This window comes from Paraburkholderia sp. FW306-02-B (assembly GCF_058782725.1).
In genome coordinates this window covers 4,355,787-4,372,865 of the sequence record NZ_JBYSXZ010000001.1, presented here as the reverse complement: position 1 = coordinate 4,372,865, position 17,079 = coordinate 4,355,787, and the positions used below count along the sequence as shown (strand labels likewise).

At 59.0% G+C, this 17,079-nt stretch carries 14 protein-coding genes; 10 read left to right on the top strand and 4 right to left on the bottom strand.

The features are described from left to right. From ttcA to glmS, 3 genes are all read left to right on the top strand, one after another. Complete coding sequence (gene ttcA / locus AC3WOG_RS19670) at positions 1-990, top strand: tRNA 2-thiocytidine(32) synthetase TtcA (RefSeq protein WP_492579471.1); 990 nt, start codon at positions 1-3, stop codon at positions 988-990. 145 nt (positions 991-1,135) lie between these two features. Next, positions 1,136-2,497, top strand: coding sequence for a bifunctional UDP-N-acetylglucosamine diphosphorylase/glucosamine-1-phosphate N-acetyltransferase GlmU (gene glmU / locus AC3WOG_RS19665; protein WP_492579470.1), 1,362 nt, complete (start codon positions 1,136-1,138; stop codon positions 2,495-2,497). 58 nt (positions 2,498-2,555) lie between these two features. Beyond that, the gene (gene glmS / locus AC3WOG_RS19660; protein ID WP_492579469.1) at positions 2,556-4,373 is read left to right on the top strand and encodes a glutamine--fructose-6-phosphate transaminase (isomerizing); all 1,818 of its coding nucleotides are present in this window, start codon (positions 2,556-2,558) and stop codon (positions 4,371-4,373) included. A 360-nt stretch (positions 4,374-4,733) separates the two neighbouring features. Here glmS and AC3WOG_RS19655 read toward each other — a convergent pair whose 3' ends face one another. From AC3WOG_RS19655 to AC3WOG_RS19645, 3 genes are all read right to left on the bottom strand, one after another. After that, positions 4,734-5,468: a hypothetical protein gene (locus tag AC3WOG_RS19655; protein WP_492579468.1), complete on the bottom strand. Its 735-nt coding sequence runs from the start codon at positions 5,466-5,468 to the stop codon at positions 4,734-4,736. Positions 5,469-5,549: 81 nt separating this feature from the next. After that, positions 5,550-6,200 (bottom strand): DUF429 domain-containing protein, encoded by a 651-nt coding sequence (locus AC3WOG_RS19650; protein WP_492579467.1) that lies wholly within the window; start codon positions 6,198-6,200, stop codon positions 5,550-5,552. A 589-nt stretch (positions 6,201-6,789) separates the two neighbouring features. Beyond that, the gene (locus AC3WOG_RS19645) at positions 6,790-7,845 is read right to left on the bottom strand and encodes a LacI family DNA-binding transcriptional regulator (protein ID WP_492579466.1); all 1,056 of its coding nucleotides are present in this window, start codon (positions 7,843-7,845) and stop codon (positions 6,790-6,792) included. Between the two features lie 223 nt (positions 7,846-8,068). On the opposite strand from AC3WOG_RS19645, the gene AC3WOG_RS19640 reads away from it, so the two are divergent. From AC3WOG_RS19640 to AC3WOG_RS19610, 7 genes are all read left to right on the top strand, one after another. Then, entirely contained in the window at positions 8,069-9,061 is a 993-nt protein-coding gene (locus AC3WOG_RS19640; RefSeq protein ID WP_492579465.1) for a substrate-binding domain-containing protein, read from the top strand. Between the two features lie 116 nt (positions 9,062-9,177). After that, positions 9,178-10,746, top strand: coding sequence for a sugar ABC transporter ATP-binding protein (locus AC3WOG_RS19635; protein ID WP_492579464.1), 1,569 nt, complete (start codon positions 9,178-9,180; stop codon positions 10,744-10,746). After that, positions 10,739-11,752: an ABC transporter permease gene (locus AC3WOG_RS19630; RefSeq protein ID WP_492579463.1), complete on the top strand. Its 1,014-nt coding sequence runs from the start codon at positions 10,739-10,741 to the stop codon at positions 11,750-11,752. Before AC3WOG_RS19635 ends, AC3WOG_RS19630 begins: the two co-directional genes overlap by 8 nt. Further along, on the top strand, positions 11,749-12,780 hold the full coding sequence (locus AC3WOG_RS19625; RefSeq protein ID WP_492579462.1) for an ABC transporter permease: 1,032 nt from the start codon (positions 11,749-11,751) through the stop codon (positions 12,778-12,780). Before AC3WOG_RS19630 ends, AC3WOG_RS19625 begins: the two co-directional genes overlap by 4 nt. Then, on the top strand, positions 12,777-13,652 hold the full coding sequence (locus tag AC3WOG_RS19620; protein ID WP_492579461.1) for a sugar phosphate isomerase/epimerase family protein: 876 nt from the start codon (positions 12,777-12,779) through the stop codon (positions 13,650-13,652). The genes AC3WOG_RS19625 and AC3WOG_RS19620 overlap by 4 nt, the downstream gene beginning before the upstream one ends. A 136-nt stretch (positions 13,653-13,788) precedes the next feature. Next, the gene (locus AC3WOG_RS19615; protein WP_492579460.1) at positions 13,789-14,409 is read left to right on the top strand and encodes a nucleoside/nucleotide kinase family protein; all 621 of its coding nucleotides are present in this window, start codon (positions 13,789-13,791) and stop codon (positions 14,407-14,409) included. A gap of 98 nt (positions 14,410-14,507) precedes the next feature. Next, positions 14,508-15,488 (top strand): hypothetical protein, encoded by a 981-nt coding sequence (locus AC3WOG_RS19610; RefSeq protein WP_492579459.1) that lies wholly within the window; start codon positions 14,508-14,510, stop codon positions 15,486-15,488. Between the two features lie 144 nt (positions 15,489-15,632). Here the strand turns inward: AC3WOG_RS19610 and chrA are convergent, their stop codons facing one another. Next, positions 15,633-16,985, bottom strand: coding sequence for a chromate efflux transporter (chrA, locus tag AC3WOG_RS19605; protein WP_492579458.1), 1,353 nt, complete (start codon positions 16,983-16,985; stop codon positions 15,633-15,635). Between the last annotated feature and the right edge of the window lie 94 nt (positions 16,986-17,079).

Genomic DNA, 17,079 nt, shown 5'->3' with positions numbered 1-17,079 from the left:
ATGAATGCTCAGGAGATCCTGAACGACACCGCGGTCACTGAGACCGCGCAGGCCCCAGCGGGCAAAACGCCGCTCACGCGCCGCGAGCAGAAAGAAGCGTACGAGAACAACAAGCTGTTCAAGCGGCTTGCGCGCCAGGTCGGCGAGGCGATCGGCGACTTCAACATGATCGAGGACGGCGACAAGGTGATGGTCTGCCTGTCGGGCGGCAAGGATAGCTACGCAATGCTCGACATCCTGATGCGGCTGCGCGAACGCGCGCCGATCAATTTCGACATTGTCGCGGTGAATCTCGATCAGAAGCAGCCCGGCTTTCCGGAGCATGTGCTGCCCGAGTACCTGAAGCAACTCGACATTCCGTTTCACATCGAGAACCAGGACACGTACAGCATCGTCAAGCGGCTGGTGCCGGAAGGCAAGACCACCTGTTCGCTGTGCTCGCGGCTGCGCCGCGGCATCCTGTACCGCGTCGCCGGCGAGCTCGGTGCGACCAAGATCGCGCTCGGCCATCATCGCGACGACATCCTGCAAACGCTGCTGCTCAACCTGTTCTACGGCGGCAAGCTGAAGGGCATGCCGCCCAAGCTGCAATCGGACGACGGCAAGAACATCGTGATCCGGCCGCTCGCCTACGTGAAAGAGACCGATCTGGAAAAGTACGCGGAATTGCGCGAATTTCCGATCATTCCGTGCAATCTGTGCGGCAGCCAGCCGAACCTGAAGCGCGCGGAAATGAAGGCGCTGATCCGCGATTGGGAAAAGCGCTTCCCGGGCCGCGTCGAGAACATGTTCAATGCATTGTCGAACATCGTGCCGTCGCATCTGATGGATCACAAGTTGTTCCCGTTCGCCGGTCTGCGCGCGAGCGGCGAGGCCGACCCGCAAGGCGATATCGCGTTCGACGAAGAACCGTGTTCGACCGATGCCGGCGACGGCGCAACGCTTAACGGATCGAAGCCGATCTCGATCGTCCAGTTCGACGATCTTTGAGCGGCTCGGAATAGCCAGGGAACCGCGGCCCGGAAACCGCGTGTTTCCGGCTATTTCAGCCTGTAACAAGGCCTTGCGGGCGGCCTTGCCGTCAGAAGCTGCATGATAGAATTGGCGGCTCCAAACTCGTCTCTTTGCCGACGCCATGAACATCGTGATTTTGGCGGCAGGCACCGGTAAGCGCATGCGGTCCGCGCTTCCCAAGGTGCTCCATCCCCTGGCCGGCCGGCCACTCCTCGCTCATGTCATCGACACAGCTCGCACGCTCAAGCCCACGCGTCTTGTCGTGGTGATCGGCCATGGCGCCGAAGCGGTGCGTCAAGCGGTGGCGGCGCCGGACGTCCAGTTCGCCGTGCAGGAGCAACAGCTCGGCACCGGCCACGCGGTCCAGCAGGCGCTGCCGCTGCTCGATCCTGCCGTGCCCACGCTCGTGCTGTACGGCGACGTGCCGCTGACCCGCGCCAGCACGCTGCAGGTGTTGACCGACCGTGCGGGGCTGGGCGGCTACGGCGTCCTCACCGTTACGCTCGACGACCCGAGCGGCTATGGCCGTATCGTGCGCGACGCGCAGGGCAAGGTCTCGCGCATCGTCGAACAGAAAGACGCGACGCCTGAACAACTGGGCATCGCCGAAATCAATACCGGCATCATCGTCGCGCCGACCGGGCGCTTCGGCGGCTGGCTCGCGTCGCTGAAGAACGACAATGCACAAGGCGAGTTCTACCTGACCGACGCCGTCGAACTCGCGATCGAAGCAGGACTTGAAGTCGTCACCACGCAGCCGGACGAAGCGTGGGAAACGCTCGGCGTGAACAGCAAGCAGCAGCTTGCCGAACTCGAACGGATTCATCAGCACAACGTCGCCGATGCGTTGCTGGTCGCGGGCGTCACGCTTGCCGATCCGGCGCGGCTCGACGTGCGCGGCACGCTCGAATGCGGGCGCGATGTGTCGATCGACGTCAACTGCGTGTTCGAAGGCCGCGTGACGCTGGCCGACAACGTGACGATCGGACCGAACTGCGTGATCCGCAATGCGACCATCGGAGCCGGGACGCGCGTCGATGCGTTTACGCATATCGAGGGTGCCGAAGTCGGCGCGAACGTCGTGCTCGGGCCGTATGCGCGGCTGCGTCCTGGCGCGTCGTTGCAGGACGAATCGCACGTCGGCAATTTCGTCGAGGTGAAAAACGCGGTGCTCGGTCACGGTTCGAAGGCGAATCACCTGACCTACATCGGCGACGCGGATATCGGCGCGCGCGTGAATATTGGCGCAGGCACCATCACCTGTAATTACGACGGCGCAAACAAGTTCCGCACGATCATCGAAGACGATGTGTTCGTCGGCTCCGATACGCAACTCGTTGCGCCGGTGCGCGTGAAGCGTGGCGTGACGATCGCGGCGGGCACGACCGTCTGGAAAGACGTCGAAGAAGACATGCTGGTCCTGAACGACAAGACTCAAACAAGCAAGACGGGCTATGTCCGTCCGACCAGGAAGAAAAGTTGATGGGCACGACGCGCGTGAGGCGCGCCCCTGAAACCCGCCCTTGAAAAGGAATTAAGCCATGTGTGGCATTGTCGGCGCGGTTGCGCAACGTAATATCGTTCCCGTCCTGATCGAAGGACTGCGTCGCCTCGAGTATCGCGGCTACGACTCGTGCGGCGTCGCCGTGCTCGGAAACGACGGGCCGCGCCGCGCACGCAGCGTTGCGCGCGTGGCGGATCTCGACGAGCAGGTGCATGAAAGCCGTCTTGAAGGCATCACCGGGATCGCGCACACGCGCTGGGCGACGCACGGCGCGCCGGTGACGGACAACGCGCACCCGATCTTCTCGAAAGATGCGCTCGCGTTGGTACACAACGGCATCATCGAGAACTACGAATCATTGCGCGAAATGCTGCGGGGCAAGGGTTACGCGTTCGTGTCGCAGACCGATACAGAGGTTATTGCGCACCTGATCCACAGCCTGTATCGCGGCGACCTGTTCGCCGCCGTACGCGAGGCCGTCGGGCAGTTGCACGGCGCGTACGCGATCGCGGTGCTGCACAAGGATCAGCCGCATACGGTGATCGGCGCGCGGCAAGGTTCGCCGCTGGTCGTGGGTTTGGGTAACGGCGAGAATTTCCTCGCTTCGGATGCGTTGGCGCTGGCCGGCAGCACCGAACGCTTCATCTTCCTCGAAGAAGGCGACGTTTGCGAACTGTCGCTCGACGGCGTTCGCATTGCCGATCGCGACGGCAACGAAGCGCGGCGCGACGTGCGTCAAGTTGCTGCGTATGGCGGCGCGGTCGAACTCGGCCCGTATCGTCACTTCATGCAAAAGGAAATTTTCGAGCAGCCGCGCGCGATCACCGACACGATCCCGCAAGCCGATTCGTTCGACGCTTCGCTATTCGGCGAGGGCGCGGACAAGGTGTTCGCGGACATCGACAGCCTGCTGATTCTGGCGTGCGGCACGAGCTACTACTCGGGGCTGACCGCGAAGTACTGGCTCGAATCGATCGCGAAGATTCCGACCCAGGTTGAGATTGCGAGCGAGTATCGTTATCGGGAGTCGGTGCCGAATCCGAAATCGCTGGTGGTGGTGATTTCGCAGTCGGGCGAGACGGCGGATACGCTGGCCGCGCTGAAGCATGCGCAGGCGTTGGGGCATAAACATACGCTGGCGGTGTGCAATGTGGGCACGAGCGCGATGGTACGCCAGACCGAGTTGTCGTTCCTGACGCATGCGGGGCGCGAGATCGGTGTGGCGTCGACCAAGGCGTTCACGACGCAGCTGGTTGCGCTGTTCGTGCTGGCTGTGACGCTCGCGAAGCTGCGTGGGCATGTGAATGCGGCGCAGGAGGCGGATTATTTCAAGCAGTTGCGCCACTTGCCGGCCGCGCTGAATAGCGTGCTGGCGCTGGAGCCGCAGATCATCGCATGGTCGGAAGAGTTTTCGCGCAAGGAGCATGCGTTGTTCCTCGGGCGTGGGTTGCATTACCCGATCGCGCTTGAAGGCGCGTTGAAGCTCAAGGAGATTTCCTATATTCACGCGGAAGCGTATCCGGCCGGTGAGCTGAAGCATGGACCGTTGGCGCTTGTGACCGAAGCCATGCCGGTTGTGACCGTGGCGCCGAATGACGCGCTACTGGAAAAGCTGAAGTCGAATATTCAGGAAGTGCGGGCGCGCGGCGGTCAGCTTTATGTGTTCGCGGATGCGGATACGAGGATCGTGAATGATGAAGGGCTGCATGTGATCCGGATGCCGGAGCACTATGGCTTGCTGTCGCCGATTCTGCACGTGGTGCCGTTGCAGTTGCTGGCTTATCACACGGCTTGTGCGAGGGGCACGGATGTGGATAAACCGAGGAATCTGGCTAAGTCGGTTACGGTGGAGTGAAGGGCGGGGCGCTGGTCGCCCAGCATGCTGACATGGATTAGTTTCGTTTTCGCTCCCGCGAAAAGTTTCGCTTACGGGGGCGTAAACAGCCGCCTGGCCTTACCCGGCAACGCGTAAGCGGAACTAATCGGCGAAGGGAACTGAAAGCATTTTCAGCGCCATATGTTTGCAAACGCTCCTTCAAATTTGCCCTCAGGACGCCCTCGGGGCTACTCGGCATGACAAGACTGACCTCCTTATGAACGTGGCCGCAATATGCCACGGTCGCGCTAGAAAAGGCTAGTGCATTGACTGAAGCGGCGCCTCACTGAAAATCACAACACTGCATCGCCGCGCTCCTCGCCCCTCAGTGTGGTCCGCTCAAGGCTTGTCCTTGTCGCGAATATTACTTGGTGGTTCCCCGGTGCTTCCACTGTTCCTCTTTCGGCGTTGGAAGAGAACGCCGAATCCAACCGCTACAATCAGCGCGGCCATCAGGCCCCCGCTCATGCCGGCTGTGCCACGCGATTCACTCGCGCTCAAGGGAGCAGAAGCGACCGTAGGTGAAGAGGCTTGTGTCTCCACGGGTTTCGGAAGCGCCACGCCGGCGGCACTCCCTTGGCGCACCAGAGATGCTTCCGAAGTCGGCAAGGCTTGGGATGCGGGAAGGACGATTGCTTCCGACGTAGGTCCGACAGGGGCCATGGCAGTAGCCGAGGCCATAACCGGAGCCACTGCAGCGCGGGAATTGGTTTCGACAGACTTGGCCATCGCCGCCCACCGAGCAAATACGCCGTCGATGCAGTGGACGTCACTGCAGGCGTTGCGCGATTGCCGCCACTGAGCGAGTTGTTCGTGTGAGAGCTTTCCACTGCTCAGCAGAGCCTGCTGCTGCGCGAAGACATCGTCGTATTCATTGTTCAGGATGGCGTGGTCGCATATCACGCGTTCCGCCGGTTGTCGCGTGGTCGCACATTGAATATCGCTCGCCCATGCCGCGGTCGAACCAAACGCTGCCATTGCCAGCAACAAGACCAAATGTCGTCTCAGATACACCAGTCCTCCTGGAATGTGATTGCCGCTATTACAACTGCCGTCACCTGTGAGGGAACTCAAGTCTGTGCCTAAAGGACTCAAGCGACACTTGGCGCCGCTATTGCATCAGCCGTATTAGTTCAGTCGTGGGAAAGGTCTGAACTAACTCCGCCTATCGTGAACAGCGGGAGTAGGCACCACGATGAATCCCCCTAGCTCATCGCCATACGCTTCGACTCTTCCGTCAAGTAGATAATTTGCCGTCAACGCGCACAGCGCCGCGTCAACGTCGTCGATAGACCTCAGTGACGTTATTTCGACTCCTTCACGTTGGAGGATTTCCCGCCGCTGAGTTCCCTTTTTCTTCGCAGATGCGACTTCCTTCCCAAAGAAGGCACAAGTTATTGCGTGGGGAAACGTCTCAAAGCACACCCGGCCGCCGATTTCTTCACCATTCTTGAAAAGAGGAAAGTTTGGGGCAAATGCGTCATATACACGCTCGCCGTTGAACATCCACCCGTAGAACCCGCTTTTACTGGCCGTGGCCAGTTCGCGAGTCGGTGTGGCAAACGAAAAGATTCGTTGTTGCGCAAGAGCCTTCTCAGCTTGTCTGCCGGCCTCGCCGATTCGCCACTGACAGGGGGCGTCAATGCCCACCGCTGCTACCTCAAATTGGAGACACTTTTCGAGCATATACTCCGGCGCCTCCTTGCGGAGGTTGCACACAATCTGGGTGCCACGCAGGATAACCAGATGATTTCCCTTCCGGTCGCCGCCAATATCGATCCCAGCTACAGCTCGTCTCGACCTCATAGTGCAATTGCCCTTTTAGATAAGTCCCGGTGTTCGCAGAGGAGGAACGCAAAATAGACCGGTGCTTTGTCGTCGTTGAACAGCATGGGCGCCGCCACGCGATTTTCTCGACGCTGTACCCATCGCAGCGTCCTTCCGATTTGGAGAAATCCAGGCGTGAGGCCCCTCGCGCTCTTTCGAGTATGAGCGAGCGTTGCGTTAATGTTGGCCGGCGTTCAGCAACATCCAAATCCGCGGCGTCGGCGGCCCGGCGAGAATGCGTGCAAACACCGCGCGGCACCGAACGCAGGTGTAGTGCGCTTCGACTCGCGCATCTTTCACCGCGCCGACGCCGTTGAGCGTGAGGTTTTGGTGCGGAGGCTCAGCGGCCGACTTTCCGTAAAGGTCAGCGCGCCGCGCGCAGGGTTGAATCCAAAGGTCCATTCGTCTGTCGCCGATGATTACGAGCGGCTAAGCAGTCAACCGGTGTTCATAGTACGGCCGGGCTCTGTCATCATTTCGACCGTAGTAGGCTCCGATGGCCCAACCTGTTGTGCGCCGGTCTAGCTCGCAGATGGGTCAGACATTGACACCCATTTTCGGACCAGAGTTAGCGGTCAAATTCCTTCGTTTGCTCGGCTTCTTCAAACTTCTTGCCTAGACCTGTTGGCACGAGAATCAGAGACCGGTCCGTCGGGTCATAGTTTTCGGCCAACGTGAACGCTTCAGAAATGAGTGTTTGCACGTCCTGCCGCAACATGGTCACGTCGAAAGGTAGATTTGCCGCGAATGGGTCCCAGTCGAAGCAGCCAACAACCGCAGACTTCCACGCGTCGGGCGACAACGTCGACGTGAACTGAACCACCCCTTCAAACGCGGTAATCGAATTCATCAGCAAACCGGCTGGAAGTCGCCCAAGTTTTTCATAGCGAATTGAAAGTGCGCGTTTGGCAGCAGCGGCGTTATATCCACAGCAGTCGATTGCATCTGCAGCAGGCGTCATTTGACGAGCTTCGAAAGCGTCTCTGAATCCTGCGATACGCATCTCGGTCGCATATTCATCCGCTACACCTCCTAGCAATACCAACTCGTCTGGCGCCGCGCCGCGTGCTAGCAGCTTTTCAATCAGCACGTCCGTAATAGCTTGAGCGCCTTTGCGGTTATCGGAAACGACCGACGGCGCACCGTCTCCTGGCAGGTCCAGATTGATGGAAGGAACACCTGCAGCCGAACAGAGCTCGTTCAGTGGTGTTGGGTTACGCACGCCGGCGATAAATAGCAGCTCAACCCGCTGCGATAGAAGTGTTTCAGTAACGCTCGCCTCGACTGCAGGGTCGCGCTGAGTGCCCACAACTATTGGGCAAAGCCCACGACTACGAGCTTGCTCTTCGAAGGTCTCGGCGAGTCCCGCAAAAAAACGGTTCCGATAATGGGGAAGAATCATGCCGACCAGCCCTGAGCGCGACAGCCGCAGTCCTCGAGCTTTCATGTTGACGTTATACCCAAGCTGGCGGGCGCTTTCGAGTATTCGGTTTGCGGTCTCCTCTTTGATTCGATAGCGGACCCAACTGCCGTTCAGCACCATGCTGACCGTAGCCGTCGAGGAACCCGTCGCTTTTGCGACGTCATAAATCGTGGACTTGCGTCCTGGGTTGCTGCTTGCCATCAAGTTGCTCCGAGGACATTGCGCCGTTATGTCCCGAAAAGGTAGCCGTTTCGCGACAGTACCCAATACCAGGGTTTATCCGAGTCGACCGAGCTGCTAAATAGATTCAGCATACACCCACCCGAACTGCTAAATGGATTTAGCAACTTTAGCAAAATACGAAGTCGGGCCTTTTAACACTCATTTAGGGCGTCTGCGTGCCCAGGCGTCTACCGGAGGAGACATGTTCAAGAACATCATCCGCACTTTGGGTGCCGGCGCAGTCGCGCTCGCTTTGACGACGAATTTCGCATCGGCCTCGCCTGACAAGCCTGTAATCGGTGTTGTTGTGAAGATTGGAGGCATTCCATGGTTCAACGCCATGGAAGCGGGAATCAAGAAGCGCGCTGACCAGCTCGGCGTCAAGGCATTCATGGTCGGGCCAACGAGCGCTGACCCTGCGCTTCAGGTACGAGCAATCGAGGATTTGATTGCGCAGCACGTAGACGTCATCGGCGTCGTGCCGAACGACGCACAGGTTTTGGAACCCGTTCTTCAGCGCGCCAGAGCCGCCGGTATCAAGGTCATCACCCACGAGTCCCCGAAGCAGCAGAACGTGGACTGGGACTTTGAACTGGCATCGTCCAAAGGTTTCGGCGAAGCCTACGGAAAACGCCTTGGTGAGGCGTTGGGCGGGAAGGGCGAATACGCCGTTTTCGTCGGTTCGCTGACGGTGCCGCTCCATAACGCCTGGGCGGATGCGGCAATCGCCTATATCAAAGTCAACTATCCCGGGATGACGCTCGTTGGGGACCGCTACGGCGTCGCTGAAGACGTGGACGCGTCGCGCAAGACTGCGCTCGACCTGATGCGCGCTCATCCTAACTTGAAAGGCATCCTTGCGTTCGGTAGCCAGGGCCCCATTGGGGCAGCTCGCGCCGTCGCGGAGCAGCAGGCGAAAGGAAAGGTCCTGGTTCTCGGGCCGTTTTCGCCTGGACAGGGCCGAAAGCTCGTCCACGATGGCGTGTTGAGCGGCGGGTACATGTGGAATCCGGAAGTAGCTGGCGAAGTGTTTGTGACGCTGGGCACTATGCTCGCAAAGGGGCAGCCGGTTAAGGATGGCACGAGTATTCCGGGGCTGGGCGTTGTTCACCCCGACGGTCACAACCTGATTGTCGACCAACTGGTGGACCTCAACGCCAAAACCGTTGACGACCTCGCAAAGATGGGCCTCTGACCGCAATCCTTTTGCAGAACGGGTGAGCGCAGCGGTAGCGCCGCTCACCCGGAAGTCAACGGTACGACACATCTGGTCGGAAGCCGGCCACGTGCAAGTGCCATCGGAGCGTTTCCATGAGTCAACCAGCTTCCACCAACACCCTTCGTTCTCATCGAGGTGATGCGAACACGGCATCGGTCGCGCTCGACGCCGACCGCACGCCGCTGCTCAAGCTCGAGAACATCTCCAAAATCTTTGGCGGTGTTAAGGCGCTGCGAGCCGTGAAGTTTGACATCATGCCCGGCGAAGTTCTCTGCCTTGCTGGCGAGAACGGCTGCGGCAAGAGCACCATTATCAAGATTATCAGTGGGGTCTATCAACCGGAGCCTGGCGCAGTGATGCTCATGGACGGTGAGTCAATCGAGGGTCTCGACCCGGCCAGGGCCCGTGACCTCGGTATTCAGGTCATCTGGCAGGACTTGGCGCTTTTCCCCGAAATGACCGTCGCGGAAAACATCGCCTTCGAGCAGAACTTGGGGTCTCGTCCGCGCATCGTTAACTACGGAAAGATGAAAGAGGCGGCACGCCGAATTCTTGAGCGCCTTGGAGTCTCCATCGACCTCAACCGCTCTGTTCGCTCGCTATCAATCGCCCAGCGCCAGGTCGTGGCAATCGCCAGAGCGCTGGTTCGCGACGCACGTCTCGTTTTCATGGACGAGCCGACTGCCTCGCTCAGCCATGCTGAGACCGAAGCTCTGCTGAAAATTGTCCGGCGACTTTCCGCGGATGGAATTGCCGTGGTGTTCGTGAGCCATCGGCTCGCTGAAGTGCTCGACGTTTGCACTCGCGTGACCGTTTTCCGCGACGGACAGTACGTCGGCACTTTTCCCACCGAAGGGATGACGCAAACCCGCCTTACGGAATTGATGACGGGCCGCACGTTCGACTATGAAGTACGCACGACAGACCTGTCGAAAGCGCCGGTCGTGCTGGAGGTACAGGGGTTGTCACGAGCACGTCAATACCATGACGTGTCGTTCAAAGTGCGACGAGGCGAGATTCTTGGTGTCACCGGACGCCTTGGCGCAGGACGAACGGAAGTTGCATTGTCGCTTTTCGGAATGACGCGGCCAGGTGCCGGTTCGATCCAGCTCGACGGAAAAGAGGTTTCGCTGCGCACAAATCGAGATGCAATCCGAGCAGGCATAGCCTACGTGTCTGAAGACCGACTCCAACTCGGACTGGTGCAGCCGCAGTCAATCGGCGACAACACGGTGGCGGCGGTGCTGGACGACCTTCTGGACGGCACCCATCTCATAGCCGCCAAAAAGCGAAACGCGCTGATTCAAGACTGGATTCAGCAACTGGCCGTGAAAATCGGGAAACCGGACGACGCGGTCTCAACACTGTCCGGTGGGAATCAGCAGCGCATCGTGCTCGCCAAGTGGCTGGCAACAAACCCGAAGCTCCTGATTCTGGATTCGCCCACCGTAGGCGTCGACGTCGGCGCCCGGGCTGGCATCTTCGCCATCATTCACAAGCTCGCTGCTGAGGGTATGGCCATCTTGCTGATATCGGATGAGATTCCGGAGGTCTACTTCAACTCCGACCGAATTCTGCATATGCGCGACGGCCGCATTGTTAAAGAGTACGTGCCAGGAACGACAACGATGGAACAAATCGAGCGAGACGTTCATGCCTGATTTTCGCAAACTCGGAATCGGTTCGATTGAGGCCCTGCTGATTCTCGTTATCGCCATCATGGTGATTGGCCTCAGTCTTTCCTCCTCGACATTCCTTACTCTGCCAAACCTGTTCGACCTGCTTAACCAGAGTTCCGTCAACATCATTTTTGCAGTCGGGCTGCTTGTCGTGCTGATTGCTGGCGGCATCGATATCTCATTCGCCGTCGGCGCATCGGTGGTTCAGTACCTCACTGCGTTGACCGTGATGCGACTCGGCGGTGGCAACTGGGCGCTCGGCTTCATCGTGTCTGCGTTTTTCGGGCTCCTGCTTGGCTCAATCAACGCCACAATTATCTACAGATTTCGCATCGTTTCAATTGTGGTGACGATTGCCACGTTCAATGTGTTCTTCGGTGGGTTGATGTTTCTCACGGGCGGGGTCTCTATCTACGACCTGCCGGACTGGTGGACGGACAGAGTTTCCCTCATCCATTTCAACACCGCGAGTGGCAATGCGAATCTCGCACTGCCTGTGGCCGTGATGGTCGTCATGGTCACCGCAACCTGGTTTCTGCTGCGACGCACGACAACAGGTCGACAGCTCTACGCAATGGGCGACAACCCCGAGGCAGCGCGACGCGTGGGGGTCAACATAGGTGCGATGCATTACATCGCCTTTGGCTGGCTCGGCATGATGGCCGGCATTGCCGGACTCATGCAAGCCCACTACGTGCAGGAAGTCGTTCCGAACGCATTTTACGGCCGTGAACTGGATGTGCTCGCAGCCGTGGTACTAGGTGGAGCAAGGTTAGGCGGTGGGCGCGGCACGATTCTCGGCGCCATCCTCGGCATCCTCCTGACCGCTATCACCGCCAACGGCTTGAACCTGCTGGGCATCTCGCCGTATGCGTTCAAGATGATTATCGGAGCCATCATTCTCATAGCCATTACCTTGTCGAGCGGCGGCTTCGCCAAGCTCGTCGGAGCGCGATTCACGTCACAAAGCGTAAAGGCCTCGTCATGAAAATGTCTTCATCTCAACGCGCGGCCGGGCCGCTCGTACCGGCAGACGTCGCCGGGTTGCTTGGTTTTCTGGTCCTGGTCATCGCAGTCCTGAGCTTTGCATCTGAACGCTTTTTCTCGGCGAGCACATTTGTGTCGGTAGCTTTCCAGTTGCCGGAACTCGGGTTCTTTACGCTGGCGATGTTGATGCCCCTGATTTCCGGTGGCTTCAATCTCGCGGTGACTTTCACTGCGAACATATCGGGGTTGGCGATGGCGTGGGTGCTTCATACGTACGGCGGAGCGGACGCCGGCGCCGTAGCCATCGTCCTCGGCATTGCTGCCGCATTGGCCACCGGCTCCGCAGCCGGTTGGGTGATGGGTGCCGTCATCGCGCGCACCGGAGCAAGCCCAATCCTCGTGTCTTTGTCGATGATGATTTTCTTGCGCGGATTAGGGGAGTTCCTCACACGTGGAGGCGACATCTCCGGGTTCCCGCCGTTTGTTCGAGAAATGGGCAACGGTGTCTTCCTCGGCGTACCGATTCCCCTCCTGATCTTTCTCGGCTGCGCATTACTTTGGCACGTTGTCATGACACGGTCGCGGCTGGGCTTCGCCACACGCATGATCGGGTCGAATCTCGAGGCGACGCGGTACTCCGGCATCGCGACAACGCGCGCCGTCACCCGAATCTACATGCTATCGGGGTTGATGTGCGGTGTCGCGGGCGTGGTGATGGCGGCCCGGTTCAACTCGGTCCGCGTTGGCCATGGCGAGGCATTTCTGCTCATTTCCGTGCTTGCGTGTTTCCTTGGTCGCGTGGACCCATTCGGCGGTTTTGGCCGCGTGGTACCGGTCGTGATTGCACTTGTGATTCTGCAGGTTATCGCTTCTGGCCTCAATTTGCTCGGTGCCAACCAACACCTGGCTACTGCGTTGTGGGGCGTCTTCTTGCTTGCTGTGATGCTCTTCCGTTGGGCATGGGCGAACGGCATTTCGAAAAATTTGGTCCGCAGGCGCGTGACCGCATCTGAAGGAGTTACACAATGAATAAGCTTGGCGTACACGCACTGGTATGGGCTGGCGACCTCACCCCCGAATCGACTCGCAAGGTTTTGAGCCAGACCAAAGCCGCTGGGTTCGACCTGGCTGAACTGTCCTTGCATGGTCCGAAGGTCATGGACCTGGCGATCACGCGGGATTTGCTGCAAGAGCATGAGCTGGATATCGGTTGCTCGCGCGGTCTCACCTTTGATGCGGACGTGTCCAGCGAGGATTCTGCTACGGTCGCACGCGGGGTTTCGATGCTGGAGGAAGGTATCAGCGTCACGGCAGAGCTGGGTGGAGGCTACTTCGGCGGGATTCTTTACGGCGCGATGGGAAAATACAACGCACCGGTTACCACGCAAGGCCGCCGTAACGCAATTGATTCGCTCAAGCGCATTGCCGATTTCGCGTTGAAGAAGAACGTGACGCTTGGGCTTGAAGTGGTAAATCGCTACGAGAGCAATTTGCTGAACACCGCATCGCAGGCGCTTGCCATGATTGACGAAGTCGATGCGCCCAATATTGTCGTTCATCTCGATACGTATCACATGAACATTGAGGAGTCCGATTTCATGCAACCGGTTCTGCGATGTGGCAAGCGTCTTGGCTACGTTCATATCGGGGAAAGCAATCGCGGGTACCTCGGGTCGGGAACTATCGACTTCTCCCAGTTCTTCCATGCACTCGCCATGATTGATTACAAGGGCGTTGTGACATTTGAAAGTTTTTCGTCGACGGTCGTCAACGAGCAACTGTCCAACGCGCTGGCAATCTGGCGCAACTTGTGGGACGACGGCATGGACCTGGCGACCCATGCGCGCGAGTTCATCGCGGGCGGCATCAACGCTGCCGCGAAAGCAAAGGCGCATCACTAAACGCCTACGAGACGAAGTGGGTAGCGCGGCATAAAGCGCGTCGGGAATTCCTGACACGAGCCGTCAATCTGGTGTCGGCGAGGGCAATGAGCGCTCTCGCCGAACGCCACTTTCCCGGAACCTCTGGATTATGTCGATGATTGAAGCCCCCTATCTCAGCCGTCTACGCCAGTTGACCGCCGAGGGACGTCGCCGCATTCTCGGCCTGGTTGGCGCACCGGGAGCCGGCAAATCGACGCTTGCGCAAGCAATCCTTGATGCCTTTCCTGGGAAGGCAGTGATTGTGCCGATGGACGGGTTCCATCTTGCGAATGTCGAACTCGCGCGACTCGGTCGTGCATCACGCAAAGGCGCTGAAGATACGTTTGACAGCGCGGGCTATGTTGCACTTCTGAGACGCTTGCGTGAGCAGCGCGATGACGAAACAATCTACGCTCCCACTTTTCGCCGCGAAATTGAAGAGCCAGTCGCCAGCGCAATTCCCGTGGCGTTCGACGTGCCGCTCGTCATCACCGAAGGGAATTACCTTCTTCTTGAACACGGGCACTGGAAAGGTGTGCGTCCGCTGCTTGACGAAGTCTGGTACGTCAACGTCGATTCAGCGCTACGGAAGCAGCGCCTTGTTACCCGGCACATGAGCTTCGGCCGCAACGAGGTCGCAGCGAAACGGTGGGTTCAGCAGACTGACGAGGTGAACGCGACCCTCATTGGTTCGACGCGGGAGCGCGCCGACCTTCAGTTCCATTGGTCATCGTAATGCACTCGCGGTTCATGGGCCGCCCATGAGGCGATGCGCCGTGCATTGCTCTTACGAGCATTCACGGGTTCCTGGTTGGACATTGGTGAAACTGCACGATGGAAGCAATCGAGCGCTGGAAGTTGAGATGGGCACACGGTGAGGCGGAGGTCCAGTCACTTGGTGGAATGCTTGCGCCGGTGCGATTTGACATCGGAGGCGGACGTTCTGTCTCTCCGCTGCAAGTCGCTCCGTGGGTGGATGACGGGCGCTGGCCGGGGCTCATGCGCGCGTTGCGCGGGGAATGGCCTTGCCTGCCCTTCGGAATGGTCGACGCTCCTCCCGGCCTTCCTGCTGATTTTCGTCTTCGAGACGCCAGTGATGATTGGGTTCACGGGTATGGCGCGAACCAAATTTGGCAGTTGGTGGAGAAAGGCGAGCACGTACTCAAGCTTCAAATCGCTTACCCCGCTGGCAGCGAGATTGAAAAGCTTGAACGCACAATTAAAGTCGAGCGTGACGCTCCTGCGCTGGTCGTCTCAATTACCGTCCATGCCCGGCGTGACGCGATTTTGCCGTTCGCTCTTCACCCAACTTTTGCTGTTCCGGTTGGGGGCGTTGAAATCCTCGCTTGCGCGTACGAGACCATCCACAGTTACCCCGTTCCGCAGGAGCCCGGCGTCTCGCGATTTCTCCCAAATCGCACCATCTCGACCCTGAAGGAAATCCCGACCACGCAGGGGCTTATAGACGCGACCCGCCTGCCATTGTCTGACCCGACCGAAGAGTTGTTGCAAATCTCAGGATGTAAGCCGCCGTTTGTGTTGCGGTACCCGGAGCAGCACGCCGATGTATCTCTTGACTGGGATGCAGAAGAACTTCCGGACGCGCTGCTCTGGATTAGCAACGGTGGGCGTACGCACGAACCATGGTCAGGACGACACTTCGCTGTCGGAGTAGAGCCGGCCAACAGCTTTTTTGACCTCGGGCGGGTGGCGATTCCGCCTGCCAATCATCCGCTCGCTGGCCGCTCCGGATTGGCTTTCAGGGCAGGAATGTCGCGGACCATTTCGTACCGTCTGTCGGCACGGGCGCTGTGAAGTCTGATTAGCGGCTGCGAGCGCAGCCCTGCGCTGTTATGCAGTTACCGAATCATTGATGGTGCGTGAGCGCGACAATTGAAACCAGGAGACGCATCAGTTGTCGCAAGCAACTCCGCAGCTAGCGCCGCTCAAACCGCCCCCTCAAAAACCGACCAACTGCAGCGCAAGGCCGATGACGCCGCACATCAGGACAACCGGTATCACGCCGACCTTGAATCGAAACAACGCGACGCCTGCAGCCAGCCCGATAAGCAGCGACCACCACTCGAAGCCGCCTTGCACGCCATGCGGCCACAACACGTGAACGGCGAAGAACACGGCAAGATTGACGATAACGCCAACCACGGCGGCAGTGATAGCAGTCAGCGGCGCAGTGAATTTCAGATTGCCGTGAGTCGTCTCGATGAACGGGCCGCCGAGGAAAATGAACAGGAAAGACGGCAGGAACGTAAAAAACGTCACGATGATCGACGCGACGACGGCGGATGCAAAAACGGCATGCGGCCCGAACACTGCCTTTGTCCATCCTCCAACGAACCCGACGAAGGAGACAACCATGATGAGCGGCCCAGGTGTCGTCTCGCCGAGCGCCAGGCCATCTATCATCTGAAGTCCGCTCAACCAGTGGTAATGATCCACGGCTCCCTGGTACACGTACGGCAACACTGCGTATGCGCCGCCGAAAGTCAGCAAGGCGGCTTTCGTGAAAAACCAGGCCATTTGCGTAAGCGTTCCGGCCCAGCCGTACATCAACGTAAGGGTCGCGATGGCCGTGAGCCATATGAGCATGAAGACAGCAAGCACGGCAGTGAAACGCTTCCATGTGAACAGTGCGTGTCGCGGGGTGGGTGTGTCATCGTCGAGGATTGCTGGACCAAACGCCTTGTCGCCGTCCTGGTGCCCGCCGCCAACGGCGAATTTCGCTGCAGCGTACTTTCCTCCAAAGTGCCCGATGACGCCGGCGACCAGCACGATGAGGGGAAACGGGACGTTGGCTGCGAAGATAGCGAGAAAGGCGGCCGCAGCGATTGTGTACAGCCAAGCGTTCTTCAGTGCGCGAGAGCCGATCCTGTATGCGGCGAAAACCACGATGGCTGTGACCGCCGGTTTGACGCCATACAGCACGCCTGCGACTGCCGGCACGCTGCCAAAGGCCATGTAGACCCAGGAAAGTCCGATCAGGATGAACAGTGACGGAAGGACGAACAATCCTCCGGCAATCAAGCCGCCCCACGTACGATGCATCAACCAGCCGATGTACGTGGCGAGTTGCTGCGCCTCCGGTCCGGGGAGGACCATGCAATAGTTCAATGCGTGCAAAAAACGCTTTTCGGAAATCCAGCGTTTTCGCTCGACCAGGTCCTGATGCATGATGGCAATCTGCCCGGCCGGGCCTCCGAAGCTGATCAAGCCAAGCTTCAGCCAGTACCACAACGCCTGGCCGAAGGTCACCGACTCGACTGCCTCGCCCGCTTCGACGCGGTGGTTGCTCATTTCATTTCCCGGCGCGAGTCGACTTTGTTGCACTTGAAACTCCGGACGCTACAGACTTCGATTGGATGCTCCGCGGTAAGCAGATACTCAAGAA